23 protein-coding genes are annotated in these 26058 nt (G+C 65.3%); 6 read left to right on the top strand and 17 right to left on the bottom strand.

Going from position 1 to position 26058, the window contains the following annotated elements:
* Window positions 1-623: 623 nt before the first annotated feature.
* Window positions 624-1358 carry a hypothetical protein gene (locus K3769_RS03435; RefSeq protein WP_267024956.1) on the bottom strand — a complete coding sequence of 245 codons (735 nt, stop codon included), beginning with the start codon at window positions 1356-1358 and terminating at the stop codon, window positions 624-626.
* A gap of 375 nt (window positions 1359-1733) precedes the next feature.
* Here K3769_RS03435 and K3769_RS03430 point away from each other — a divergent pair, with 375 nt between their 5' ends.
* A complete protein-coding gene (locus tag K3769_RS03430) occupies window positions 1734-2174 on the top strand; it encodes a hypothetical protein (protein WP_267024955.1) in 441 nt (146 codons plus the stop codon).
* A 570-nt stretch (window positions 2175-2744) separates the two neighbouring features.
* Here the strand turns inward: K3769_RS03430 and K3769_RS03425 are convergent.
* Window positions 2745-3770, bottom strand: a complete 1026-nt coding sequence (locus tag K3769_RS03425; protein ID WP_267024954.1) for a hypothetical protein — start codon at window positions 3768-3770, stop codon at window positions 2745-2747.
* A gap of 382 nt (window positions 3771-4152) precedes the next feature.
* Here K3769_RS03425 and K3769_RS03420 point away from each other — a divergent pair, with 382 nt between their 5' ends.
* Both K3769_RS03420 and K3769_RS03415 read left to right on the top strand, forming a co-directional pair.
* Window positions 4153-4305 carry a hypothetical protein gene (locus K3769_RS03420; RefSeq protein WP_267024953.1) on the top strand — a complete coding sequence of 51 codons (153 nt, stop codon included), beginning with the start codon at window positions 4153-4155 and terminating at the stop codon, window positions 4303-4305.
* A 471-nt stretch (window positions 4306-4776) separates the two neighbouring features.
* Window positions 4777-4905: a hypothetical protein gene (locus K3769_RS03415; protein WP_267024952.1), complete on the top strand. Its 129-nt coding sequence runs from the start codon at window positions 4777-4779 to the stop codon at window positions 4903-4905.
* A 30-nt stretch (window positions 4906-4935) separates the two neighbouring features.
* On the opposite strand, the gene K3769_RS03410 is transcribed toward K3769_RS03415, so the two are convergent.
* Window positions 4936-5499 (bottom strand): Uma2 family endonuclease, encoded by a 564-nt coding sequence (locus K3769_RS03410; protein WP_267024951.1) that lies wholly within the window; start codon window positions 5497-5499, stop codon window positions 4936-4938.
* 513 nt (window positions 5500-6012) lie between these two features.
* On the opposite strand from K3769_RS03410, the gene K3769_RS03405 reads away from it, so the two are divergent.
* A complete protein-coding gene (locus K3769_RS03405; protein ID WP_267024950.1) occupies window positions 6013-6165 on the top strand; it encodes a hypothetical protein in 153 nt (50 codons plus the stop codon).
* 250 nt (window positions 6166-6415) lie between these two features.
* Here K3769_RS03405 and K3769_RS03400 read toward each other — a convergent pair whose 3' ends face one another.
* Together K3769_RS03400 and K3769_RS03395 are read right to left on the bottom strand one after the other, a co-directional pair.
* Window positions 6416-6982 (bottom strand): transcriptional regulator, encoded by a 567-nt coding sequence (locus tag K3769_RS03400; protein WP_267031231.1) that lies wholly within the window; start codon window positions 6980-6982, stop codon window positions 6416-6418.
* Window positions 6983-6990: 8 nt separating this feature from the next.
* Window positions 6991-8532, bottom strand: coding sequence for an ApeA N-terminal domain 1-containing protein (locus K3769_RS03395; RefSeq protein ID WP_267024949.1), 1542 nt, complete (start codon window positions 8530-8532; stop codon window positions 6991-6993).
* A gap of 260 nt (window positions 8533-8792) precedes the next feature.
* Between K3769_RS03395 and K3769_RS03390 the strand changes: the two genes are divergently transcribed.
* Entirely contained in the window at window positions 8793-10295 is a 1503-nt protein-coding gene (locus tag K3769_RS03390) for an AlbA family DNA-binding domain-containing protein (RefSeq protein ID WP_267024948.1), read from the top strand.
* A 445-nt stretch (window positions 10296-10740) separates the two neighbouring features.
* On the opposite strand, the gene K3769_RS03385 is transcribed toward K3769_RS03390, so the two are convergent.
* The 3 genes from K3769_RS03385 to K3769_RS03375 all read right to left on the bottom strand — a co-directional run bounded on the left by K3769_RS03385 (window position 10741) and on the right by K3769_RS03375 (window position 13277).
* The gene (locus tag K3769_RS03385; RefSeq protein WP_267024947.1) at window positions 10741-11313 is read right to left on the bottom strand and encodes a transcriptional regulator; all 573 of its coding nucleotides are present in this window, start codon (window positions 11311-11313) and stop codon (window positions 10741-10743) included.
* A 102-nt stretch (window positions 11314-11415) separates the two neighbouring features.
* Window positions 11416-12975 carry a helix-turn-helix domain-containing protein gene (locus K3769_RS03380; protein ID WP_267024946.1) on the bottom strand — a complete coding sequence of 520 codons (1560 nt, stop codon included), beginning with the start codon at window positions 12973-12975 and terminating at the stop codon, window positions 11416-11418.
* Window positions 12975-13277 carry a helix-turn-helix domain-containing protein gene (locus K3769_RS03375; protein ID WP_267031230.1) on the bottom strand — a complete coding sequence of 101 codons (303 nt, stop codon included), beginning with the start codon at window positions 13275-13277 and terminating at the stop codon, window positions 12975-12977. Before K3769_RS03375 ends, K3769_RS03380 begins: the two co-directional genes overlap by 1 nt.
* A 737-nt stretch (window positions 13278-14014) precedes the next feature.
* Here K3769_RS03375 and K3769_RS03370 point away from each other — a divergent pair.
* The gene (locus tag K3769_RS03370) at window positions 14015-14821 is read left to right on the top strand and encodes a GAF domain-containing protein (RefSeq protein WP_267024945.1); all 807 of its coding nucleotides are present in this window, start codon (window positions 14015-14017) and stop codon (window positions 14819-14821) included.
* A gap of 552 nt (window positions 14822-15373) precedes the next feature.
* On the opposite strand, the gene K3769_RS03365 is transcribed toward K3769_RS03370, so the two are convergent.
* From K3769_RS03365 to K3769_RS03325, 9 genes are all read right to left on the bottom strand, one after another.
* Entirely contained in the window at window positions 15374-15775 is a 402-nt protein-coding gene (locus tag K3769_RS03365; protein WP_267024944.1) for a DUF6009 family protein, read from the bottom strand.
* Window positions 15772-17316: a DNA primase family protein gene (locus K3769_RS03360; protein WP_267024943.1), complete on the bottom strand. Its 1545-nt coding sequence runs from the start codon at window positions 17314-17316 to the stop codon at window positions 15772-15774. Before K3769_RS03360 ends, K3769_RS03365 begins: the two co-directional genes overlap by 4 nt.
* Complete coding sequence (locus tag K3769_RS03355) at window positions 17313-18425, bottom strand: bifunctional DNA primase/polymerase (protein ID WP_267024942.1); 1113 nt, start codon at window positions 18423-18425, stop codon at window positions 17313-17315. Before K3769_RS03355 ends, K3769_RS03360 begins: the two co-directional genes overlap by 4 nt.
* Window positions 18426-19032: 607 nt before the next feature.
* Complete coding sequence (locus tag K3769_RS03350) at window positions 19033-19800, bottom strand: hypothetical protein (RefSeq protein ID WP_267024941.1); 768 nt, start codon at window positions 19798-19800, stop codon at window positions 19033-19035.
* 731 nt (window positions 19801-20531) lie between these two features.
* Window positions 20532-20711, bottom strand: coding sequence for a hypothetical protein (locus K3769_RS03345; protein WP_267024940.1), 180 nt, complete (start codon window positions 20709-20711; stop codon window positions 20532-20534).
* A 107-nt stretch (window positions 20712-20818) separates the two neighbouring features.
* Window positions 20819-21481, bottom strand: coding sequence for a hypothetical protein (locus K3769_RS03340; protein WP_267031229.1), 663 nt, complete (start codon window positions 21479-21481; stop codon window positions 20819-20821).
* Window positions 21482-21483: 2 nt separating this feature from the next.
* A complete protein-coding gene (locus K3769_RS03335) occupies window positions 21484-22086 on the bottom strand; it encodes a sigma-70 family RNA polymerase sigma factor (RefSeq protein WP_267024939.1) in 603 nt (200 codons plus the stop codon).
* Window positions 22087-22704: 618 nt separating this feature from the next.
* Complete coding sequence (locus K3769_RS03330) at window positions 22705-23370, bottom strand: HNH endonuclease family protein (RefSeq protein ID WP_267024938.1); 666 nt, start codon at window positions 23368-23370, stop codon at window positions 22705-22707.
* 423 nt (window positions 23371-23793) lie between these two features.
* Complete coding sequence (locus K3769_RS03325) at window positions 23794-26004, bottom strand: trypsin-like serine protease (protein WP_267024937.1); 2211 nt, start codon at window positions 26002-26004, stop codon at window positions 23794-23796.
* Window positions 26005-26058 lie beyond the last annotated feature (54 nt).

The raw sequence follows: 26058 nt of genomic DNA, 5'->3' as shown, positions 1-26058 counted from the left end.
GTCTGTCTACCTAGGTCGGAAGCGGCAGGTGAGGGGGATCGTTTCCACTCCGGCAGACGTCGTCGGGCGTCGGTGTACGCGTACCGCCCCGGGTCCGTACGCTCGTGCGTGGGCGCCCGCAGCCAGCTCGAATGGCTGCGGGCGCCCTTTGCGGTACTGCCGTACGGTCAGCGGCCGGCGGTGGCCTGGGTGAAGATGTCGCCTGGTCGAACACGAGCTGCCCCGGCGGGCTGGCTGCGTCCTTGCGAAACAGCCACGCCGGGCGCCCCCTGCTCGAAGCGGGCGGCGGCGCCGTCGGGCAGGGACTGCGCCATCGCGACCATCGTGGCGCGTTGCTCGCGCTCTGCCCGAGTGGCGAGATTCGCTTCGAGCCACAGCAGACACCGACACCGACCACCGTGCCGCCACCCGACCCACGCAAGGATCAGAAGTGCCGTTCCCGAGACAGCCAAGAAAGGTGGGGTGTACCGCCCCATGACAGCCACGACGGCACCAGACACCGCCCCACGGCAGTGACCACGCCCTTCCCCAACACCCCACCAGCGAAAACACCCAGCTCTGACATGCCGTCACTGACACCAAAGCGCTCCGCGGCGCTCGATCTAACTGGGGTGTGGTTCACCTCAGGGTGCACTTCCGGCCTGTTGCGGCCCCGGCGTCCCACTCAGAGGAAAAGTGCTGATGGCGCTCTTGACGGACTGCCCTCGGGTGGCAGCAAACCATGACTGGGTTCGGGGGCAGACATACCCGATAGCAGTGCTCATGCTCCTGAGGTCCAGGTTGAGATCTCTGGTGAAAACCGGTTCCAGATGGGCAATGCGATTACGCAACACGTGCAGGCGGATGACCGGTGTCTCGATGTCACGAAGGCGCTGGTTTTGGAGCTCCGGAAACGCGTACCGTAGGGCGTCTCGCCACAAGTCATGGGTGTAGCGCGTGGCGAGCATGTATCGCCAGAAGCCCAGTGTGAGCTGGGCAACGATGTCCCCCTCACTAGCTGAAGGCGCAACGGTTCCCGCTCTTGAGTGCTTCTTGGCTAGGGTTTCCTGGGCCCTAGTCTGAGCCCGAACAAGATCATCTTTGCTTCGTTGCGTGAGCTGAGCGGGAGGGTTCGTTAACCAACTCCCTTGTCTGCCTTGCGCTTGGTGCCACCGCTCCATCTCCTCATGGATGGCGTTACGCAAGACGATCTCGAAGATGTGCAGAGCCTCGTACAGCGCTGCGGAGGCTTCGACGTTCCATCTGTAGAGCTTGATCGCCTCGCGAGGTGACCCGGCCGCCGTCAGGTAGGACGCCATGCGGGCGGGAGAGAATCGAGCTATGAGCATCTGCTCTGAGGAAGTCTTCTGTTGTGTCATGGTGCATCGCATCGTATAGTTGAGGGCAGAAGACCCGCTTGGCCTCTGCGTGCATGCTGACGGGTTAATGGCAGACCGAAGGTCCGCTGGCATTTAGGCCAGGGGGCCTTTGGCGTTTTACAGCCCTTCTGCACGCTGGCTCCACTCCACATAGGTACTGCCTGACCTGCACAAGTTCGCAGCCTCGCTCCTTTGAGGACGCCGCAGCGTCTGTCTGGACGCCAACCCTTGCAGCCAGTGGGCAATCATTGCCAGAGCACCGCTGTACAACCTTCCGCAAGGGTCAATGGTCGAACCCGTGTACAGCTGTGAGCTCTGCGCGGGCAGCCCAACGCACGTTGCCGGCTGAGGGGCGAAGGCCACTAGGCTGCCAGCATGGAAGATGTGCGTGGAGCGGTGAACGTGATCCTTTACGGGCCCACCGAGGACTTCGACCGGACTCTGACCGCGATCCAAAATGCTGACATCACCGCCAAGCGCGACGCCTACGAGGACCAGGCCATCTCTGCCTTCTTCCACGATGGAACGGACCGCCCATCCCAAGCCTTCGTCCAGCAGTGCGAAGACCGCGTCCGCGCGGTAGTGGAAGGGACCAGCTTCACCGTGAACCGGACGTCGGTATGGGGCAGCAACGCGGCCACCCGGCAACTCCCGTGCAACCGGCACACCGGACAATGGCTTGGGTCGTTCATCGACAGCGAGTCGCCTCTGGAAATCCGGGAGCAGATGCTGCAGGACCTCGCTAAGGCGTACGGCATCTCCGTGAACGACATCGAGTTGCGGGATCCCGACTATCTCCGCGCACCCGAGTCGTGACCACGGGACATCAGAGGTCCTGCGCGCCTACGTATCCCTGTGAGAGTGCGGAGCACCGTGACCGCAGCGTCGCCTGACGGCGCGACCCGGCCGCGCTCACACGACCGGGCCTTACGTGACTTTCTGCCGAGCGCCCCGCCGAACCCGCCGGCCGTCATGACCCACGAGTGTGAAGGCGCGTCATCCGGCTGGAGACGCTAGGAGCGCGTTCCGAGAACGTCAGTGCACCCTGCATAGGGCTGGTAGCTCAGCCTCCGGCCCTTCGGGCCCGCGCCGTCAGTGCGTCACACAGAATGCTGTCGGGTGTGCGGGCCATGCGCAGCAATTCGCGGATGACTTCGGCTTTGTCCCAGCGGATGCCGGTCTGGTCCCGCAGGTCCAGGAGCCAGTAGTCGATCTCCCGGGCCTCGGTCGGGTCGAAGCGGACGGTGGTCGGGATGGCGCCCTGTGCTTGCGGGGCAGGGCGCGGAGCTGTGTCGTATGTCGTTGCCGTCCCCGGTTAACGAGCGAGGCCGGATTCCGTCGTGTTCAACTTTGCGGACGCTGCAGGGCTTGTGTGCTGTGGCGCGTCTACTGGTGCCACCACTCCGGTGGGTGCAGAAGTCCTGTCGTCTCTGCGACTCGTAGAGCAGCGGTGATGACAAATTGTCGGCAGTAATCGTAGTCACTCCGGTTTGGAGTGTATGGCCCGTGCCAGTAGGCCTCGCGTCTGCCGTCCATTTCGAGGGATACCTTCGGAGAGAGCATTTCAAAACGGTGCAGACGGTGATAGTCGATACCGATGGACGAGATCTGAAGGGCACGCTGAAGTCTCGACACGACGTCTGTGAGCATTTCTACATGCTTACCGACGCTCTCTGCGAGGCGCGGCGGCACGGGAGCGTATTTCCCGGTCGAGTCCAGGGTGAGAGCTTTAGCGATTTTCTGTCTGAGGGTGTGGTCTTCACGAATCTGCTCGCCGAATGTCAGAGGAGATGTTCGGTAGTGGCTTCCCACCATGTGGTCGAAGAATAGTTCGTCGAATGCGATGCGGAGCTCTCCCATGCCTTTCACTAGGTCTCCTGCGGCCCAGGCGGTCTCAGCAGTCCGCATCCGGTCCCGTATATTTTGCTGGGGAACGAGTTCGACCATGTCGATTGCATCGAAGGAGAGACCGAACACCTTGGGTGTGTTCTCGTCGAAGAAAAGCTGAGCATCGGTTCTGCTCTGCTCGATCTGCCGGGTTCCTGGCAGGGCTGCATCGTGTTTGAGCGTGTTCCTCAGTGTACTGAGCCGATCAACGCCTTTCCTGCCGACAAGTTCTATGCCATCCGGTCCTAGCTTGTCGGGGTGAAGTCCGTCGAAGAACCGCTGGGTGAGCTTGCCTCGCTCAGGAAGACTCACTTTCAAGTGCTCGCTGGCGATGATGAGGAATAGCTCGACTGCGTCATGGAAGGTGAGAACGCAGCTGGCAGAGAGAGGCTCGGGCTGGCGGGACTGGTCCATAGCCTGTCCGAAGAGGAGCCGAACGAAGGCCAGACGTTGCACGGTGTCCTGGGTGAGGGTACTGATGATCGGCTCCTTACCTGTGTTTGTGCAGCAGTGAGGATTCTGCACGGTTGCGTGCTCTCGTGCTCTGCTTTATGCGAGGAAGGTCCAATTGCGGGCCAGGTCGCGGAGGCGAAGCGGTGGGGGCGGCAGACTGGGTGGCAGCTGGACGTCCGCGACCCGCAGGACCTCGCCCAGTAGCCGGCAGCGCGTCCAACACATCTGCAACTTCCGGTGACAGGCGTACCGGCCACAGCGAGTCGCTCATCAGGGGCTGTCGAGGGTATCGACCAGGTCTGCGCCGTCGGGCCGTCCGGCTGAAGGAGGGAAATCCGCTGATCAGGGCGATAGTGCGCCGTGCTCGGTTGGCGCTTCCCCTCTCGTTGTCAGTGGCGGCTGCGACACTGCCCAGTTACCAGATGGCCCGTAGTTGAGAGGAAGGGAGTGATCCATGAACAGGAAGCAGACGGCAGCGGTTGTGTTGGGCGCGGCGCTGATCGGCCGTGCCGCGCTGGGTGATGTCATCGGCCGGCAGGCGAAGGTGCTGGGGCTCGGTGTGTTCGAGCTGGCCGTGCTCGGTGCGCTGGTCTCGCTGGCGATGTAGCAGGTGCAGTGCGCCAGGCGGGGGCGAGCAGATACCCGCGCACTGCAAGAAGGGCCCTGGGGTTTCTCTCAGGGCCCTTCTTGCAGCTGAAGCGCCATCGACAGCTCACCACTCCATATGCGAGTGACGGACGTCACACACGCCCGAGCGAGATTTATTGTCGGTTCTGGCCGTCCCACGCCCCCTTACATGTGGACCCTTACGCCGATGCCGAAGGACGGCCATGTCGACGCACCCCGATGCTCAAGACGCCTACAGCCGAATCGTCACAGTCCTGTGCAGCCTGGCTCCGGAGGAACAAGCCGTAACTCTCTTGTGGGCTCGCACCGGTGACTCCTGGGAACAGGCGGCGCTGGCGACCGGATTACCCGCCGCGTACGGCGAGCGGGTCAGGCGAAAGCTCAAGCGGCTCGGCTCCCAGCACGTCTGCCGGTCCTCCGCGGTGGCCGGCGTCGGTGGACGGGGCAACCGGTGAGCGTTCTCCTTGCCGCACTGCCCGACTTCCTTGGTGGCCTGGCCGCCGCTGCCACTCTCACCGCCTGCCGCTGGAGCATGCGCGCCCTGCGCAGCCGGGCCCCCCGGACCGACGACGACTCGTAGGCCTGGCGGCAGCACCCTGGCACCCCGGGGCTACTGGCGAGCAAGGCCAGCGGGGTCGATGTCTACGGTGAACGGGGCGTTGATCAGGGTGGTGGTCCCTGCGAGGGCAGTGGTCGTTTCGACGTAGCGCCCTGCCCGCAGTTCGCTGACGATCAGGCGGGGCGCGGGGTCGAACTCAAGGCGCCAGAAGTGCGGGATGGCGGCTTCGGCGTACAGGAGGGGCTTGAGCTTGCGGTCCATGGTCTTGTTGCCCGGTGAGACGAGTTCGATGACGAGCTGGACGGCGTCGGCATCCACGCTGACGGTGTCCTGGGCTGTGGCGCCGGCGTCGGTGACGACCAGGTCGGGTACGACCAGGCCGGAGGGGAGGCTGACGTTGATGGCCTCCAGGACTTCTACCGGTGCGCCGGCCGCGCGGGCCGCGGCGTCGAGGATGACGTGGAGCCGGAAGGATGCCCGCTGGTGGCGGATGCCGGGCGCGGGTGACATCACCAGGGATTCTCCGAGCAGTTCGTAACGGGTCGTACGGTCCTCCGGCAGGCCCAGGACGTCTTCGACCGTCCAGGGGCCGGTGTGGTCCGTGGCAACGCTCATCAGCTCCACCTCCTTCGCATACCGAGCGGTGCTCTCAGTGTGGCCCAGGCCAGCTGTCGCTGTCGTCTGTCCAGTCCCCTTCGAGCAAGAAAGTCCACGTCGGCAGCCTCTGGTGCCCTGCTGTTGGCACCTTGCTGTTGAGCGTGCCGGACCGCTCATGTAGGAACTTGCGTTCTGCGGGGGATCGCCGTGCTTGCGTGATGGGCGCCACCAAATCTGAGTGTCCACGAAGAACCTTTTCGAGGCTCTTCCCGTGGGTGAAAGAATGCCCTACAGATAAACATACTTTCGGTCTTTTGTGGAATCCGGCAGTGCGGTTCATCGAATTAAAACCGCAGGTCAGAGATCAGTTCTTGATGCGGGTCATCGTGTCAGGCACGCCGGTTATGCTGGACCTTGCTTCTCCGTTTCGTCCGTCTCACGCTTCGCCGATTCGCCAATTCTTTCTATGCGACGCAGTCGGTGAAGAGTCCAGCAGCGTGCTGGGTTCCCTCGGACGGGATGGAGATGCGCATGGATGGTCAGACGACCTCAGGCAACGATGACGAGCGGAAGGATGCCGAGGAGGGACGCCCGAAGCGGCGTGGCCTTGTTCGGCAGTTTCTGATCGACTGGTCACCGGTTCTGGCGGCCGTCGCCAACCTCGTGGTCCAGCACTTCTCCTGACCGAGAAGTACTGAGAGTCGCGGCTGTGTCTCGGATCGGGCAGCAGTGAGCCCGGCCGCATTTTGGACGGCCGGGCTCACTGCTGGAACGCGGATGAGGGGCCCTCGACCTGGGGTCGGAACCAGGAAGAGGGCCCCTTTGTCACAACAAGTCGTGTGCGTCATCCACGATTCGATCGTACCCAGTTTCACCCCTATGGTGTCGCCATACACAACACTGGATACGACCCGCTTATGTGATTATTCAATGATTAGGCGGCGAATCCGATGTTGGTGCAGTACTCGTACTGCCCCCACTGGGAGCCGAGGTCGATGACCTGGTCGACCCATGCTTCGTCCAACTCACGGTCGTTACCGGCGGCCCATGCGCCGACGATGCGGTCCCAGTTGCGGACATTGAGATGCCGGAGTTCCACCGCCCACTGGCGGGGCCGGTCAACTTGAGACTGGTTGAGCGGATGAATTTCCACCCGAGTGCCGCGGCCGTCGCGGTTGAGGCGGGCGGTCAGGTAGCGGGCGACGTTCTCGCGCCGCACGGTCCGGTACGCCTGCTCGATCGCGGCGAGGTTCTTGCGGGACGGGGTGCGGGTGCCGGCTTGCCAGGCGCGCAGGGTGCGGCCGGTGACGTTCAGGCCGGCGGCGCGGGCGGCATCGAGGGCGTGGGTGCTGCGGGTGAGGTAGTGCAGGCGGGCTTGGAGGCCGCGGCGGGTGGTGACGGGTGTGGCGATGTAGCCGGCGAGCGCGTCCAGTTGCCGGGCGACGGCCGCGCTACGCTCCGGATGGCCTTGCTGACGAAGCCTGATGCTGCGACAGCGTATGGTGTCGGTTAGGCTTGGCTGCTTTCGAGGGCGGCTTGTTCGAGAGCAAACTCGAAGCGAGGCCGCTTTAGCGCGCGTTCACCGACTTGTTCTACGCCAAGGTGTTGAAGCAGACGGACGCGCATACTCAACAATAGGATTTCACCAAACCAGTGACGGCTGGTTGCCGTGACACCTTTGTCTGCGCCACCATGGGAAACTCCGGTCCGAGCATCATAGGCAGCGCTGCAGAATGATGGGGCAGCAGCAAGGATGCACTGTCCTAGGTACCCCGTGGACAGCACGACCTCTTCAACCTTAGTTTTCAGAGGCTTGTCGTTCCTGCCCTCAATAACAGCCTTCGCCCATCTAACGTGTTCTGCCGGCAGGTTCCCCGCCTTCAGCACTGCCACTACCTGTTTCACGCGTAGCCGATGCTCTGGCCTTGTGAGATCCCTGCTATCGAACTGTTCACCCTCAAGCTTATGGTAGGCCTCGATACCCTGAAAGATCGATGCATAGCGGTGCTCGGAGTAGGTGAAGGGTGCATAGAGGGGGGCGTGAATAAGCGTGACCACCGTCCTGAGCCGCTCATGCAGGGAGTACCACGCTGGCACCAGATCTGCTAGGGGAATCGAAGTTGACTCTGCGGTTAGAAGGGTCGGCGACGAATAAGATTGAAGGCTACTGGATTTTAGCTGGCCTCGTTGAGGAGATACCATATTGAAATAGGCGGTAAACCAGTCGTCACTTCCTGCCGTACGGAACTCCACCTCATTCATGTGGACGTACCGCCCAAGAGAGAGAATTAGCAGGTCGTGAAAGGGTCTCAGGTAAATATCTAGAAGCTCCGACCACTCACGAGGGGAGGACTCTGCCGCGAAGGTGCAGTACCGGTCGACGTGGACTTTATCGCCGCTCGAATTTCCCACTATGCCGCTTTCGAGTGTGAGTACGGAATCCTTCCAGGATGTCTTCATGATCTCAGTGGCGTCCCCGTTCACCTGGATTTGTCTTGGATTCTTCCGTACACTCGCGATTTCGGGAGCAGCAGCCCATTCTGCCAGATGATCGAATTGGGCTCGGATGCCACTAAATTCTGCATTCGAGATGTGTTTCCCCACGAGAGCAAGCGTGACGTTGAACGTCTGCTCTGAGAGATCCGGAAACTGTGTGGTCATGCCGAAAGATCCCACGAGCGTGATGTCACGCTGATCTTCATCAACTCCGTAGATGAGCGGGAGCACGCCCCACTCATCCGTGGAAAGATGCTTTGTCTCGTTGGATCGTCGGCCTCGACCCAGTAGATTCTTGAGACGTTTCAACTTCGCGGTTCTGCCACGGCCTCCTTCATGCCTTCTGCCGCCTCTGCCGCCAGATGTCGTTCGGCCCCTGAGTGGCCTGCAAGGGTGACGTCGACTCGAACCTTCAGGTACTTCCTCGGTTGGACGGGCCTGAAGGAGCGGTCCCAGGACCTTCAGCACAAGACCATCCGCAGAGAAGGTCAGGGTCCCTGTGACGCGCAAGCCGCCCGGAAGGAACCAGGCGCCGTGGGCTTCGAAGTACTCCATTGCCTGATGATGCGGTACCCAGTCCGATTGTGCTCCCTAGCCGGCAAAGCCAATGCTGGTGACGTACTCGTACTGACCCTGCTGCGAGCCCTAGGCGACGATGGTCCACCCACGTCGTCCAGCTCCTGGTCATCGCTGACCGCTCACGCGCCACCCATGCGGTCCCAGGTGGCTCGATGATGGACCGGGTTGGAAAAGGGGGATGAGCGTGGCTCGTGAGTCGGGCATGCTGGCTTCAGATCCGATGAACGGAGAAAGCCATGCTCGATTTCGACTCGCGGGCTGTGGTGGGCTTGCCAGAGCGGCAACGGCTCATCAAGGCGGTACTGGGCGCGTCAGCTGCTGACGAGACCCAGTGGTTGGAGTGGAAGTCGACGCTGGACATGAGTGAGGCGCCTGGGCAGTTCACGGTGGCCAAGGCGATCCTCGGATTCGCCAACCGCATGCCGGATGTCGCCAGTAGATGGGCCGAAGGCCACGCCTATCTCTTGGTGGGCGTGGAACCAGGCAACCTCTGCGGGACTCCTCAGTATGACGGTGCGAACCTCTTTCCCTGGATTAATAAATACGTGGGTGAGTCAGTGCGCTTCGACGCGACCTACGTCCCCTTTGACGCTGGATCAGGTACTCAGCAAGTCCTTTTCTTTAATGTAGCCCCTCCACAATGGGGGGACCCCATACATGCCCTACAGAGGGAATATAAGAATTTCCAGAACGGAACGATCTTCGTTCGGTTGCCGAGTCAGACGCTTCGCGCCCGCACTGTCGACATCGAGGCACTTTCCACAAGGCTGATCCGCCGCGAGCACCAGATGGATATCGAACTGGCTGTTGCCGATGGTGCCTTCTCCGACCTTCACATCGATGAGCTGCAACTCGAAGAGATCCTGGATGCGAAGCGGGATGAGCTGTTGTCGTCACTGCCGCGACCACGACGCGCGCTGTCCCCGGACGGGGTTCTCAGGATCAAATCCAGTGATGGTCGGTCCCAAGCCAAGTTGAGCGGGCAGCGTGGTATGTCGATGAAGGACCTGGAGGAGTTGGGGCACCGGAGACGGGCGGGCGATGCGCTAACGGATGATGAGCAGCAGGCGCTCGATGATGCTGGGGAAAGCTTGAAGGCCATCAGCGCCATGGCTATGCAGTCAGTGCTGTCCAGGGATATACGGTCGCCAGATACGTATCGGGCAGAAGTTGACGCTTACATCGAGAAGTGCCGACAGCAGCTTCCGTCTGCCCTGTGCGTTACGGCGGCACGCGAAACGCCCTTGCTGCTCCGTATCGACAACCAAACGGACCTGATGCTTCATCAAGTGCAGATCACCGTGACTTTGAGTCCGGGTCAGGTTCCCATCATGAACGCCGCGCGTAATAGCACCGTGTCGAATCATTTTGTGATGCCCTGGCCCGAGCCTCCGCCCGCCTACGGCAAGAAGAATCCGATGTCGTGGGATTCTTCGCTAAGGGTGCCCCCGAGTATGGCCGCTCTGTTAGGTACGTCCCACGCGAGCCGCCAGCCTGTGATTGAGCGGCCCGAGATCGTTCGTTCCGCAGAGGGCCTTTCCATCCAATTCCCGCCGGTGGACTTGCGTGCGCACGCTTCGGTGCCTCTGCCTGCGATCACTCTGTTCGGGCGAGGCATCGTGGGGGACAGCACGACCGTCCGGTGGACCGCAACGTGCACCAACCTGAACGGCAGACAAGAGAAGTCCCTCCAAATCCCGGTATGGCACACCACCGCAATGCCGTCACCGGAAGACTGACGTTCTTCGTTGGCTTCGGAACAATTGGTCCGACGGTCAGCTAAAGCCCGTCTCCGGGCCGACATCCCGACATCCCGGAGACGGGCGGAACAAGCCTTGAAACGAGGCCAAGCCCGATTACCCGTCAGCGCCTGCATCGCCATGCAGACTGCTGAGAGCGTCCCCCGTGTGCCTCTCAGCTGGCGGTGTCGGGCGAGGCGGGGGCCGCACGACCTGACCCCAAGGTGCGCCGCGTTCTCGGTGGTGCAGAGGGGAGGTGTCCAACGACTCCGCGGGCCCGCAGTTCGCCGAGATCTGCGATGCGGACACCGGGGAGCGTGTCAAGAAGGTCGGCCTGGGTGGCGCGGATGCCCTGGACAGGAGCCTCGGGGCCGGCGCCGAGCGTGCGGCGGGTGGTCACGGCGATCATCGTATGGCGCCAGCGCAGCACCCGCCGGAAGTTGCGTCAGGCGGCGAAGCCGACGTTGGTGACGTACTCGTACTGGCCCCACTGCGATCCGAGGTCGACGACCTGGTCGACCCACGCGTCGTCCAGCTCCTGGTCGTCGTCGGCGGCCCACGCGGCGACGATGCGGTCCCAGCGGCGGACGTTCATGCTGCGGAACCCCACCGCCCGCTGGCGGGGCCGGTCGACGCGGGACTGGTTGAGCGGGTGGATTTCCACGCGGGTGCCGCGGCCTTCACGGTTCAGGCGGGCGGTCAGGTAGCGGGCGACGTTCTCGCGGCGCACGGTGCGGTAGGCCTGCTCGATCGCGGCGAGGTTGCGACGGGAGGGTGTGCGGGTGCCGGCCGTCCAGGCGCGCAGGGTGCGGTCGGTGACGGTCAGTCCAGCTGCTCGTGCAGCTGCTCGGGCGTGGGTGCTGCGGGTGAGGTAGTGCAGGCGGGCGAGCAGGCCTCGCCGTGCGGTGATCGGGGTGGCGATGTAGCCGGCGAGCGCGTCCAGCTGGCGGGCGACGGCTTCGTGGCCTTTGACGCCGTGGGCGCCGTACTTGCCGAACTCGATGTTCCGCTCAGGCATGGTCTCTTCCGAATCCCTCGGGTTGGTGGATCACTGTACGGGGCAGTGAGCGCCGTTCTCCCGTCCCGGCGGGGAACTTGGCGCCGGGACGGGAGAACGGCGCTAGGAGGTGCTCTTAGGGGGCTTGTTGGCGGTGCTGGGGTCGGTGCCGACGGTGTAGGTGTCCTTGACCTTAACTTCGGTGACGGCGCGGCCTTCAGGGAAGACGGCGCGCCAGTCGCCGGTGACGTGGAGTTCGTCGGTGCCCATGGCGCGGACGACCATGAGGCCTTCGTCGTAGGCGCGGTGGGCTTTCCACCACAGGTTCGCGAAGGCCTGGGCGCGGATGATGTGCATCCAGTCGGTGCGGTAGAGCTCGCGGTTGTAGTTCGACTCCCCCAGGGTCGAGACGAACTTGCTGTACATCGCCTTCACGTACTCCAGGGTGACCTGGTCGTCGTCGGTGAGGGCCCGGTCGCGGGCGTCCTTGAGCGCGATGCGGAACTTCTCCAGCAGGCTCTCGGTCCCGCCGGACGTCCACGACTCGTGAATCTGCGGCGGGTCGCACAGCCCGTACTTCGGGCCGGACACGCGCAGCAGCAGGCGCAGGGTCGGTTCGGTCACCCACAGCGGGCCGGGTTCGTCGCGGTTGCCGATCGGGTTCGGCAGCACCGCCTCGTGCTCCCAGACCGGTGGAGTGATCAGGTGCAGGCCCGCGCGGCGCCGGTCGTGGTGATCACCGGTGGAGTGTTCGAGCTGTCCGAGCGGCAGATGCGTCTTGAGGGCGGACAGGTAGGCGCCGTTGATGTCCAGCGCCGTGATCTCGTGTACGCCTGCGGGGAGCTCCGGCCGGCTCCACTTCGGGCGGGCCTCCCACACCTGGTCTGCGCCACGCGCACTCTGCTTGCGCAGGATGTCGGGCAGCCACGGATGCGCGACCACGTCGTAACGCCCGCCCTTGCGGGTGTCGTCCAGCAGCGCCATCGCATCCGGGATCGCCCGCTTCACCAACGCAGCAGTCGCCGCCTCGACATCACCGGCGTGCTCACCGAGTGCGGCCGCCACGGCCGCACCGATCCGGTCGGGGGCATCGGCGGTCTGCAGGCGCCGGCCGACGGGGACGACCTTCACACCGGGCGCCGTACGGCCCGGCTTCCCGGCGGCCGATGGCTGCTGCGATGTCGTGCGGGGCGCGGGCTTCTCTGCCTGCGGGGGTACGGGGGCGGGTGCGGCCGGGGTGCACTCGGCAGGGTCCAGGTGCTGGGGGAAGCCTTCGACTTGATGGCGGGCCGGCTGCCCGCACAGCACGCACGGCTGCGCGACGGCCAGGACGACGACGTCGGTCGCGTCGTCGCTCTGCTCGGCATCGGCCGACTCTGCTTCCGCCGGCTTGTCGTCTGCGAGATGGCCGTCGGCCGCGGCCGCCGTAGCCGCGGTGGCGGTATTGAGTTTGGTGCGGGCACCCTGAAGGAAGTACGCGTACTTCTCCCGTACCTCACCGCCTGGGTCCCGCCCGGCTTCCCAGCCGCCGACCGTGGATGCGCTCACGCCCAAGGCCTGTGCGAGCTGGGCGCGTGAGACGTGCAACCCGTCGCGCAGGGCGCGCCGTTCTGCGGCGGGTGGCAGCGGGGTCTCCTGCCCGGCCGCGGCGAGCAGGGCGTCGATCGCGTCGAAGTCCGCCATCAGAGCGTCCCGTCCACGGCCGCGGGGCGGACGCCGGCAGCGGGACGGCCGGGCACACGGCGGCGTTCCGCGGGGAGTGCCTCAACGGCGCGAGTGGGGCCATCCAGGAGGTCGTACGCGGTGATGCCGTAATGTGCGGCCACCGCCTCGCAGTCAGCCAGGCTCCAGGCGGCGGTACCGGACTGACGGCGACTCACCTGCGCCTGACTCACCCCCAGCGCCGCAGCGAGCTCGGACTGCGACTCACCGACCGCATGCAGGAGCGCAGCAACCGCCGACCGCATCCGCTCTTCAAGGCTCATACTCACGTTGAAAGTTTACCATACATGGCTCATTTTTTATTCGCATTATGCATCAAAAATGCGTGCAGGAGCATCGACTTGTCCAGCGGAGATGCCCCCTGACCGGGGCGGTTCCTGGTCAGCGCCTTCTGGCCAGGGGGAGTGCTTCGCGCAGGCTGGCTGGCGCCGTTCGGCAAGGAGGGCTCCATTGCTCCGGTGCAAGGTGACGGAAGCGCTTCAGCGTGGCTGGGCAAGCGGTCGGCGCTCTGCCGGGCGCCCGCCTCCTCCAGCGCAAGGCCATCGGCCAGTGCCGCGGTGTGCTCGACGGCGGCTACCGAACTGGAACCGGCCGCCGCGACGCACGCGCTCCAGCACCTCTTGCATGGCCAGAGTGCAGGCTGGCGCGGCACCAGTCGTGGTGGTTTTTGCAGTGGGAGCACCGGTGCTTTCAGCAGGAAAGCGTTGACCAAGCCGATCGACTGCAGCGAGGGATGCTTTGCATACGCCCCATTCGATGATCTTGCCATGCTTCACCCGAGAACGATCTCTGCAACGCTGCGTATCTCTGGGAAGCCTCCGGTGATCATTATTTTCTGCATACCACAAGGAGCGTGCACCACTTCGACGCGCGCCCCCTTCGCACTACCTCTTGCTTCCGAATCACCCATCAGGGCAAAGGCTCTTCCGTATGGCAACCACCGCATACTTAATCCCGTCACTGTTGACACACCATCAGTTGGACGACGTAAGGATGCCTCGTGTTCACAGTAAGCGGACTAATTGGCCGTAGAAAGATCAAGCCTTGGGGCGTAGCCGTCTTGAGCGCCATCTCTGTCGGCCTCCCAACCATTCCGGCCTTTGCCGAGAAAACTTTTGGGCCCTACTACATCGCCACATGTGTCTTTTGTGCTTTCGCTGCTTCATTCTTCACACTTCACACGAGCCAGACGAAAGTGGAGGCCGAACGTTCGGAGGTCCTTGAGGCTGCTCTAGAACCTCTATCCTCCCTCATGGGAAAAATTCTTGTCGATCCGGAGATCTACGACGAGAAGCACAGCACCATCTTGAAAAAGCTTGTCGAAACCGCAGGTGAGCTCGCACATGCTGATGTTGCTAGTGGACTGTACTGGCTGTCACCCGACAACAGTGAACTACAACTTTCGTTCACCAACGAAAAAGCAACTCAAAGGCACTTCGAAGAGAAGTTTTCCCGGGGCGGAGAGAAGGGAAGTTTTCTCGTCGAAATGGCGCTGTCCAGCTCAGGCCGGAGCGTACCCGACATCCGAAAGGACCCCGATCGCGACCGCATTTACATGGCAGATGATTGCCGCAGCGCGGTCTTCATTCCGGTGAAGGTCGGAACTACCCAGCGCGGACTCCTTGTCGTTCAAGCGAAGAAGCCAAAGTACATCCCAGGATCCTTCCGGGACGATAAAAGGTTCAAAACCGTTGTCCATTTGATCGGCGTTGTGAGCGAGATCAGGAAGCCGTCCACAGATGGTCGACCTGTCGTTCCCGGACAGAACAAATCATCGGTTGATGATCCTGAAGGAGCCCCGTCATGACGCACGTCAGAAGCGAGCGGTTTACTGCTATCGCCACGCGGATACATCTTCTTTGTGTAGAACGGATACGCGCAACATTCCGACCTACCTGGGGGCCAGCATGATTCACAGTAAGCAGACAGCCGCCGTGATCCACAAAGACGCAGAGACCGCCAAGAGTTGGGTCAATGGTCAGCTGAGCAGCTCAGACTATTTCGCCAGGGCCCGCAGGGCTGCAGCTACCCGTGGTGTGGCTGGCCGGCTTCTTTGCGCCCTGCGTGAAGCGTGCACACGCTGGACCCGAACCTCGTAGGACTGTCTGCGGTTGAGTGTGCTGACTCCCGCAGGGAGCAGTTGACGCACCCATACTCGTTGCAACTGCCAGGAAAGGGCCGCACATGATGGGCCTGCTCAAGGCACGGTTGTGTGACCGAGTCGGCGTCCCTGGCATCCAGACTGTGTTCTCCGCGGCGATGCTTGATGTCAACGCTTTCAGTCATCCGGCAGGGTATGCGTACCTTATATCTGATCTCATGGGCTTCCGTGATGGCCGGTAGAAGGACGTGTAGATCCTCACAGCGGAAGTGTTATGCCGAGTTCCTGCATGGCGGTCGACGGCGGGCCGCCTTCGGAGCGTTCGGTCTTGTAGCCCTTGACCCGTGCTTCGAGGGTGCGGGGGTCGACGGCTTCGGCCGGCGCGCTCTTGGCGTACAGGCCAGCGGGCTCGGTGTCGCGGTCGTGGGGCATGAGCCAGAAGACGCGGCGGCGGAAGGTGCCGGAGGCGCGGGAGGGTTTGGCGGTGGGGCCGAGGATGGCGTAGCCGACCATGCGGCCGCCGCGGTGGTAGGCGGGTTTGCCTTTGCGGGTGGGGAGCCGGTCCAGGCTTTGGCGTACGTAGTCGAGGTCGGTGTTGTCCTCCAGCCACACGATGTCGGCTTCGTGGCTGATCTCGTCCTCAGTGATCAGGGAGCTCATGTGCGGTCCCTTTCCTGGTCGGTGAGCAGTCCGATGCCGGGGTAGTGCTTGCGCTGGTTGGACAGGATCATCGCTTTGGGTGAGGGCAGTCCGACGAGTTCCCGGGTGCGGGCAGCGAATGCGCGCGAGGACATGGCAGGTGCTCCTTCATTCTGGCACCAGGACCGGTAGGCGGCGTAGAGCGCGGTCTGTTCGGCGCGCAGGTCGGGGCCGTGGGTGCAGCACTCTTCGTAGAAGCGGCCGGTGTGGTCTTCGGTTTCCGCGTAGGTGCTGGTGGCGATGCGGACGCGTGCGGGGCCGGTGAGGTCGCGGTCGCCTGCGAGGTAGCGGCGGGCGCCGTCGACGAGCCAGGCGAGGATGCCGGGGCCTTCCTCGGTGACGAGGATGTCGGCGAGGTTGTCGATCTTGCGGTGGTCGGGGACGACCCGCTCGAAGGGGATCAGCCGCATGCGGCGCCAGAAGGCGAAGCCGCCGGTGCCGACTTCGGGCCGGTGGTTGCCCAGCAGCCAGAGTTTGTGGGTGGGGTTGAAGCCGAAGAAGTCCTGCCGCATGCGGCGGGCCTTGATGCGGTCGCCGCCGGTGAGTAGCTTGACGCGGCCCTCGTCGAACTTGTCGCCCGGCTTGACCTCGGAGCAGACGATGACGCGTCGGCCGTGGAGTTCGGCGAGGTCGGTGGGGTGGCCTTCGTAGGGGCGTGCCATGAGGAATCCGGGAGGGGCCGCGTCGGCGTAGTCGCCCAGGAGCTTCATGAGGACGTCCAGGAGGACGGACTTGCCGTTCTTGCCGGAGCCGAAGAGGAAGGGCAGGACTTGGCCGCCGACGTCGCCGGTGACGGAGTAGCCGAGGAGCAGCTGCAGGTAGGCGATCATGTGCCGGTCTTCGGTGTCGGCGCCGAAGGTGTCGGTCAGGAAGCGTTCCCAGCGGGGGGTGGGAGTCGGCTGCGGTCCGACGGCGGTGGAACGGGAGTGGAAGTCCTTGTTGGGGTCGGGGGTTTTGACCAGGCCGGTACGCAGGTCGACGATGCCGTCCGGGGTGCACAGGGCGTAGGGGTCGGCGTCCAGGCGGGCGGCGTTGAGGACCATGCCGGGGGCGGATTTGGCCTGGGTGAGCATGGCGTTCATGCCGGTGGTGGACAGTGCGCGGCGGCGGTGTTTGTGCAGGGCGTGGGTGGTGAACATGCCGCGCGGGTCGTGGGTGGCGATGGCTTCGGCGAGGTCGCCGGCTGCCCACAGGACGGTGTCGTCCTCGTCGACCTGCCAGCGGGTGGTGTCCCATCGGTACCAGCCCATGCCGGGGACGTGGCGGTAGTCGTTGGCGTAGAGCTTGACGAAGAGTTTGGCGTTGCCGCGGTCGGTGAGGGTGTCCGGCAGGAGCCCGGCGGCGGTTGCTTCGCCGGCGGCTGTGCGGGAGGTGTCGCTTTGAGCGGGCAGCGCGACGGTGGTCGTTGGGGCGGGGCGGGTCTGGCTGCGGATCTGGGCAGCGACGAGTTCGGGGTCGAACTCGAAGAGGGCTTCGGTCTCGTTGCCGGATGAGGAGGTCATCGGGGGCCCCTTCGCGTATGGAGGGGGTGCTGGCGGCCGGCGGCCAGGCCGCTGCGGATGATCTGGGCGGCGCGGCGTTCCTGGCCGGGACGGGCAGCGGCCGCAGCTTGGGTGAGTGCCCGTTCGGCTTCTTCCTCGGTGAGGCGGCCTGCGGCCACCAAGCCTCCGAGGGTGTAGGCGGCACGGTTGAGGGTGTCGGAGAATCCGGCGCCTTCGGTGACCTGACCGCAGGCTTCGACGGGGGCGAGGATTGTTGCAAGCATGCGCTCGGTTCGGTCGCGGCCGCCGCCCGCGGCCAGAACGGCCTGCTGAGCGCGGGGCGGGACCGGACGGGGCGCGGGAACGCTGGGAGCCGGCAGGTGGCCGGTGCGTTCGAGTTCCTGTGCCAGCCAGACAGGCAACGAGGCAGGTTCGCGGACATCGTCGAGGGGGGTGTACGTGCCGTGCCTGGTGATGGTGCCAGGGGCGATGATGTAACCGCCGTGGGCACGGACATCGACTTGCCAGGCCAGGGCTGCGCCCTGGCTGGAGCCGGAGGAGCAGCGCCAGCGGCGGTTGTCCGTGGCCCGGTACCAGACGTGCAGGCCGCCCGAAGGGGTGCGTACGCGCAGGGTCGTGTCGTCATCTGCGGGATTTCGCTGGCTTCTAAGGGCGGCGAGGATGCCGACGGTGTGGAAGCCGTTGGCGAGGCCGGTGAGGTCGATGTGGTCGCCGATGGGAATGCCGGGCAGGATCCGGTCCCGGGTCGGTGGCTGGGTGGCATGGGCGTCGATGTCGATGACGATCAGGCCTGCGGGTCCGCAGGCGATGCCGACGCCGAATTCCGGATGGGCTCCCCACCAGTTGCTGATGCGGCGCTGGTCCAACGTGGCGGCGTGGAAGCCATGGCACCAGCGTCCTGCGGGCAGGCACGGGCACTCGCCGGGCGAGTGTGGAGTTGCGCGGCACTGGCTGCAGTTTGCGGCCGGCGTCTTGCGGCCTGCAGCGAGGGGGTGCACGGGCCAGCCGCGGCGCGCACACCAGCTGGCGGTCGCCAGGGAGACAGCGACCGAAGACTCTAGGGCGGGCTGCCGTGCGTCGTTGCTAGAAAAGTGCAGCTCAGCAGGCATTCACACCCCCAATCAGCGACCGAAGCGACTCAACGACGGACACAGCGTAGCGAACGTGGTGCGTGAAGTTGTGGAACACGTGCGAAAGAACCCTGCTCCTGTGTCGATGACGCGGTCGAGAGGTACCGGGAGCGACCCAGCTGATGCGGCAGCGACCGAGACTCGTTCAGTCGCTCTCGCTGGTTTCACGCAAATCTGCAGGTCAAAGCATGCACACCACCCAAAGCAGCGACTGAAGCGACTGAAGCTCCCTATATGTAACGCACACGCGCACATAGGTTCGACTTCATATACTCCGGCCTTCGGTCGCTTCAGTCGCTAACTACACGCCACCCTCGCTGTGACCTGCGTATTCCAAATGTCTGGGCGCAGCGACCGAACGGCGGCTGAGTCGCTGCGCTTCCAGTCGCTGCGACCGTGTGTTCCAGCAGCGACCCCAGCGACTGGAGCGACTGATCACCAAACAACTAGGCCGCAAGCAGGTTCTGGCCAAGGCGAGTTCCAGCAAGAATCGCTTCAGCTGTCCGGAGCGCGCGGACGACCGTACAGCCCGCTGTGGCGTTGATCCCTTTTGTGAAGCGTGGGTGCTTCTGGTAACGGGACTTGGTCATTGGCGTGGCTGGGTCCCGGGGCGCAGTTCGACCCGGATGCTTTCGTCGTCGTCGATGACGTAGGTGGGATCCGTGTTGTGGTTCCAGCCCAGCGGCAGCAGGTAGTAGCGGTGATCGCGCTCGACCAGCAGTCGCAGGCCGCTGTAGCGGTACCGGTAGTGAAAGCCTTCGCCCAGGTCTTCCGCTTTCAGTCCGGCAGGTCCGGTGATGCTCAGCTGCTCGGTGCTGTGGATGAGGACGGCGACGCGCTGCTCGATCCGTTCAGCGTCTCGCTCCGCGTCCTGACGGCCGAGCTGACCGGCTGCCAGGGCCACCACCCACATCAGGAACAGCGCCGCTCCGGCCACCGGCAGCACACGTGTCCACGGACGACCGCGTCTGGTCGGTGCGGGCGCTGCGGCGCTGGTCTGCCCAAGGACCAGCCCGCACGCCACGAGCAGGGGAGCGGTCCAGACGAAGGGATGGATGTAGCGCCACAGCAACATCAGAACGATGCCGGCGGCGACGAAGGCGAGATACGCCCGTGCTACCGCCCGTCCGGCGCGAAGGATGTGATGAATGAGGTGGGCGGGGACACCGAGCATGGGAAGCAGTTCGGGAAGGCGGGGCAGGACGACCGCCAGGGCCAGGGTGATGAGGACGGGAAATGTGACGAGTCGCAGGCTGCGCAGTGCCAGCTCGACGGAGTCGAAGCCGATGGCGGAGCTCTCCAGGTGGAAATATCCGTAGTAGACACTGCTGTGGACGAAGCCGGCGAAGAGCATCAGTGCCACGATGAACGAGCCGGCGCCAAAAGCCGAGTTGGCCAGCTCAACTGGACTGCCGCCCCACACGGCCACCGGCGCCCGGGGGCTTGACCCGGAGAGTCTGCGGGCCCCATGACGCACTCTGCGGGGTGCCGCAGCACGCGCGGCCGTCCTATGTCGCACCGCACGGCGTCGACTGCGGGACGACGGTTCCGGAGAGCCGCCCGCGGGAGCCGGTGTTCCTGCGGAGACCATCGGCTGCGGCCTCAGGATCCATCCGGTTCAGGCAGTGGTCCGGAGCCGTCCATTGAGGGCGCTGGACATGACATTGAGAAGGTCGGATTGGGCAGGTCGCTGCACGACGGCGAAGACTGAGTCGGGTCGTCGCTCGGAATCGGCGGCTGGTCTGTTGAGAAAGTGTCAGTTAGCGGAGGAGAAGGGAGAGGCACATCGTCACCTCCGCCAGAACTGCCGCTGGTTGCTGCCGAACCAGTGAAGGCAGAAGACCCGCTGTTCCCGCCGCTTTCAGGACCAGGGCCGGTGTCCCCAGGGGGAGCTGCAGTGCCTCCGCACGCGACAGCACCCCAGCACAGCGCGGTCGCCGCGACGGTAACCCCGCACCTGGTCACTACTCGCCGGATCAACATGAATCCCCCATGCGCCAACGCGGGCGCTGTCCTCAGCTTCCCACCAGGAGGCGGCCCGGCCCATGCCCTCAACGAGGACCTATGAGGAAGCCGGCCGTCGCTTTACAGGCGGCTCTGCACCCAGAACGTGGCGAGGCCGGCTGCGCCGGAGCCCAGGCCGTAGCAGGCGCCGCGCAGCAGGAGGCCGACGGCGGCCCGCCGCCGCGGGCGGGCCCATCGCACGAAGCGGTGAAGGATCGTCGGGTCCTTGCGTGCGGGGCGGCTCTCGGGGCTATCGTGCATAGCAGGTGTTCCTTTCATCGGGTGCATCGTTGCGAGGAGCCCTTTTCGACCGTGGCCTAGGAACCGTGGGGTCGGAGCGGGGCTCCTTTGCTTTGTGCCTGGGCTGGTCAGCGGTTGGTGAAGTCGTGCAGCCGGTCGGCCAGGCGCCGGTCGGGGCGGCTGACGATGATGCAGGAGCCCGTGCCGAGCGTGGCCAGGCGGTCGACTTCCATCTCCAGGCCGCCGGTCGGGCCGCTGGCTGCGGAGCCGTTCTTGCGGACGTAGTGCGCCACCACTTCCAGGCAGGCCAGGAAGTGTTCGTCGGGGGCCTCGGTGTCGAGGACGGTGTGGGTGACTTCGTGGAGCCAGTGCCGGGCTTCCCGGCGCTCGCCCAGCGCGAGGTGGTGCAGGTGGAGGCAGTACGCGGCTGCCCGGTTGCCAGCTCCGGCGGCCAGCTGCCACCAGAACTGGGCGCTTTCCGGGTGATCGGTCAGATACAGCAGGCAGGCGAAGACCAGGGCGCCGTCGACGTCCAGGTGGTCATCGGGTGTGTGCCTGGGATCCTGGGCGAGACGGTCGACGTGATCAGCGGCATCGGGTGTGTTCAACACCCAGCGGCAGATGACGGACAGGCGCTGGCCGGCCTGCGCCGCCCGGGCGATGTCCGGGGCCGGGGCGGCCAGCGCCGCGTCGGCGGCGAGGCGGCGCAGCGCGGCGCCGACGTCGAATCCGTCTGGTGGGGAGGTGGGCAGACGGGCGTCGGCCAGGAGTTCGTCGATGGTGGTGCTCACGGTCACGACCCCTTCTTGGTCTTGCGCTTGCTGGGCGCGGCGGGCAGCTTCAGCTGCACACGGAGGCGTTCCTTGCCCTTGCGGCCGTGGTAGTCGACGGTGCGCACGTCCAGGCCCATGTAGCGGGCGATCTGGCTGGTCTTGTAGCCGAGCAGGTGGCGCAGGACGACGACGGTGAACTGCCGGGAGGGCAGTTCGAGGATCGCCTCGTACAGTCCGCCGGTGCTGCCGGTGAGCTCCAGCTGGTTCCTGACGGCGTGCAGGTTCTTGGCTATCGGCCCGTTGATGACGAAGGCCGGAGGCCGGCCGTCGCGCCGCAGCCGGTCGAAGACGCGCCGGTGCAGCACGGCCAGGGTCTGCTGTTCAAGGTCGCCTTCCTGCAGCAGCTGGTTCCAGCCGCCGAGGATCTCCAGGAGCACTTCGTGGACCACCTGCTCGGCCACCCGGCGGCTGCCGAGGTGGATCTCCGCGAAGCCGTGGAAGAACTCCTGGTGCCCCAGGTAGAAGGCCTCGTAGTCCAGGGGCAGGTCCGGCGGTTCGTGCACGATCTCGCCGTGTCCGCCGTCCTGGGGCGATACGTCTGTGTCGACGTCGCCATCGCTCACTCGGGCCTCCGGTGCTGTGATCACCGGGTCCTCGCCCTTGAGGCCGGTGATGATCGAATGCGGACAACTCGCCCGCACCAGGCCCGTGTTGGACCCTCACCACCACCCTGTCGATTTCCGGGACCCCACACTCACGCACCCCTCAGAAAAATGACTCAGCGATCATGGGAGGTCGACGGAACGTGAGTGTCGTCGTGGTTCAGGTGTTCCATGTACCTCCATGAACAGGCGTTATGTCCCGCACGCGGGCCCTCAGAAGACGAATGCCGCCCACGCAGTGGCATATGTCACACAAGGGCCGATCAGCGTCGGGCGTTTGTCGAACAACGCCCGCCACCACTGGCCCACCCCCGCCGCAAAAGTGGTCGCATCACTCGTCTGGATGAGCTGCCGCACCGAACGGGCAGGCCACGTCGGACAGGAGAGCCCGCTTCTGCCCGGCCTTCTACTCAGGGGAGCTGGAGAACCCGGGGACCGGGCACTGTCCGTCCCAGCCGGTTCTCCGGCCGAAGCCCCGCCGAACCTTCCGCGGCGAAACGGCTGTGGTCCGTACGCCACCGCCCACGGCCCCGGCCAGCCCTCGCCTCAGCCGGCACTTCGCACTCTGCGCGCCGGACGCTACCCGGCGGGCTCGTACGCCACGGACTCCAGCGGACAGCCGCCGGCGACGTCCCGCAGGGCCGCGAGTTCACCGTCGTCGACGGTGAGATTCCAGCGCAGCTTCGTACCCACCCACTGTGCGGCGTACGTGCAACGCACCGCGGCGTCGGGGGCGGGCGGCATCCAGTCGGCCGGGTCCTTGTCGCTCTTGCTGCGGTTGGATCTGCCAGTGACGGCCACCAGGGACGTCTCCGCGCCCTGGTCGTTCGCGTAGGCCTCGCGGCGCTGCGCCGTCCAGGCGGAGGCACCCGAGTCCCAGGCTTCCGCCAGGGGCACCATGTGGTCGATGTCCAGGCCGGACGCGGAGGTCACCCAGGTCGCGTCGTAATAGGACCACCAGCGGCCGCCCGTCAGCCGGCAGGCGGGGCCGATCTCAGGGGCGTCGACGGCCTCGGAGATCAGCACCTCGCTGCGGGTACTGCAGCCGTCGGAAGGATTCCGGCCGGCGTTCCAGTGCTTGAAGGACGTGCGCTGATATCCCTCCCGCGACTCGGTGCCTACAGTCAGGCGCTCGACGGCCGCGGCGAGCGGAACGCTCTGCGCGGCGTGGGCCGGCGGGGCGGCCGCGTACGGCAGGACGATGAGGGCGGCGGCCGCGAGGCCCCGCAGAGCAGACTTGATCAAATGCTGTTGATAGCGACCCACCGACCACTCTGTGCGGTAACTGCCCTGCAGGTCACCCGTGTGAGGAGAACAGTCGTACCGGAGAAACGAACCTGCGCGGAAAGCGGGGTGGTGCCGGGCTCTCGCGGGGTGCATCGCAGTCCGGGTAGAGCACCTCGGATGCGCCGTGCTCCCCCGCCGCCCATGGTCGGCGGTCAGATATGCCAGGAGCGGATCCGGCCGGCCGCGTCGTACCCGTCGGCGTGGCCGGGCGTCGATGTCGCGGGCAAGATCGATCAGTGCACCCGATGGCTGCCGGACGCGTCGTCGACATGGACGACCTCTTCCTCATTCCACCTGTGGCTTTTCGGGAGCCTTGGCCGGTCCCGGCCGACCAGTCGGCCACCAGGAGTGAGTAGCTGGTGGCCGATGGCTGTGTTGGCTTCAGCGCGCGGCGTAGCCGAACGCGGTTCCCGTCGTGGGTAGGCCGCCGGCTCCGGGTTGGTAGGTGGTCACCGTTCCGTCGGTGCCGCCGGGAATGACATTGCCGATCGGCAGGGCATGCAGGGCGCCGTAGGCGCTGGGCCCGTAAGGCATGCCGGCGTACAGGCGAGTGCCGGTGAAGTGGATGCTCTGGCCCACGCGCTGGCCGGCTTTGGGAGTGCCGGGAATGCCGTCGCCGTCTCCGGCTTCGAGCCACAGGTCGCTGTCGCCCGCCGCGCCCAGCATCGAGAAGCTGTGGATCGCCCCGGCCGCGGCCTCCGTACCGATGGCCTCACCAGGGGTTCCGACGGCGAGGAGCAGGGTGGTAGCGGTGGCTACTTCGCGCGGCGCAGTGTTGATCGCTGTCAGGCTCTCTCCCATCCGGTCACCGGTCTCCGAGGTGCCCACGACTGTGTCGTCCGCTTCGCCCTGGCGGAGTTCACGCAGGTAGCTCCAGGTGCTGTCGGCGTTGACCCGTACCAGGATGGCGCGGCCTGCTTCCCCTGCGTCGGCACCGCCAGCGGTGGTGGTCTCGCCCGGTGAACCGATCGCCAGCATGGAGGTGTTGCTACCGGTCGTGGTGGAGGAGCGGTAGGCGGTCATGGCCAGGGCGGCCCCGAACTCGTCGCCCGCCTCGGCGGCACCGGTGACTGCGCTGTTGTCCTGGTCTAGACCGCCGATGGAGGTGGGCCGGCCGTCCGCGTCCAGGGTGTGGCTGAACAGGGCCACCGTGCCGGATTCGGTCGCGGTGCCAATGGCTTCGCCGGGCGCGCCGATGGCGAAGAAGTTTCCGTCGCCCGCGACGGCGGCACCGAACTTGTCGCCGGCCTCGGCCACCCCCGGCACTGAGGTGGGAAGGTCCTGGTGGAGGGTGCGGCTGGTGTCGCCGTAGACGTAGAAGACCATGCCGGCCCCGGCCTCGGTGCCGACGGACTCGCCCGGTACACCGATGAGGATCCACGGGCGGCCTGCGGCTGTGGTGCCGGCCGTGAGGGCCTGGCCCATGCGGTCACCGGCCTCGGAGGTCGAGGCGAGGATCGCGCCGGTGCCCGCGCCCTGCTCCAGGTTCTTGCTCTTGACCGCTCCGGTTCCCAGTCCGCTGGGGCCGCCGAAGAGTACGTGGACCATGCCCGCGTTCGGGACGTCGGCCAGTGCCTCTCCCGGGCTGGCGACCACCAGGTCGGTGTATCCGTCCTGGTTGTAATCGACGGTGGCCAGCGCCTCGCCGAAGCCGTCGTTCGCCTCGGCTCCGCCGGACACCCAGTCCAGGTCCTGGTCGATCTGAGCGGTGCCCTTGCCGCCGTACACGACCCGTACCAGGCCGGCGCCGGCATCCCCGCCGACGCTCGCCTTCGGATCGGCGATGGCGATGTCTTCGACGCCGTCACCGTTGAAGTCGGTGATCGCTGTGGCGCGGACCTTAGTGTCGATCCAGGACTTCAGGTCGTCGACACGGGCGGTGATACCTGCGGTACTGGTCTGAGTGGCGTCGGTGCCGAGACAACCGCCCTGGAATGACTGGCTGTTGAGGGCGATCAGCTGAGCCGTGGAGCCGGTACCGCGAAGGACGGGGCCGCCGGAGTCGCCCAGGCATGCGGCGGCGTCCTTGCCGGTGACGGCCGCCGTGGTAGCGGCGGCCGAGTTGACGGTGTAGGTGCCGGTGTGCAGGCTCAGCGGCGCCCACTCATCAGCGGTACGGCCGTAGCCCGCGAACTTCAGTTCCTCGCCGGCGGTGGGTGCGGTGCTGGCCAGGGTGGCCGGCGCGACGTTGGTGACTGGCTGGTTCAGGCGGGCCAGGACCACATCGCGGTCGGTGCGCGGCACCAGCTCGACTACCTGGCGTACGGCGCCGGAGCTGCTGCTCAGATTGGTGCGGCCGATGGTGGCGGTGACCGGCTTCTTGGGCGCGCCGGCGTCGACGGCAAGGCTGGTCGCCGGGTCCGCGGCGAAACAGCTGGCGGCGGTGAGTAGCCATTCGGTGTCGACCAGAACGCCGGAGCAGCCCTGGTCGTGACTGCCGATGGTCAGCTGTGCGGTGTAGGCGTGGGTGGTGTCGGCGGCGGCGGAAGCCGGGCCGGTTACGGCGGCGGCCGGAACAGCGCTCAGCATGAGCGGTGCGGCGGCCATGGACGCGGCGAGCGCGACGCTGCGGGATCGTCTGGTGAGTCTCATGGGTGTGCGAGGTTCCTTGCTGGACGCGGACTTGGACGATAGGCATGCGGTGCT

This window comes from Streptomyces ortus (assembly GCF_026341275.1).
Lineage (GTDB): Bacteria > Actinomycetota > Actinomycetes > Streptomycetales > Streptomycetaceae > Streptomyces > Streptomyces ortus.
Note: the sequence above shows the minus strand (reverse complement) of the source record. Positions and strands in the feature narration are given on the sequence as shown.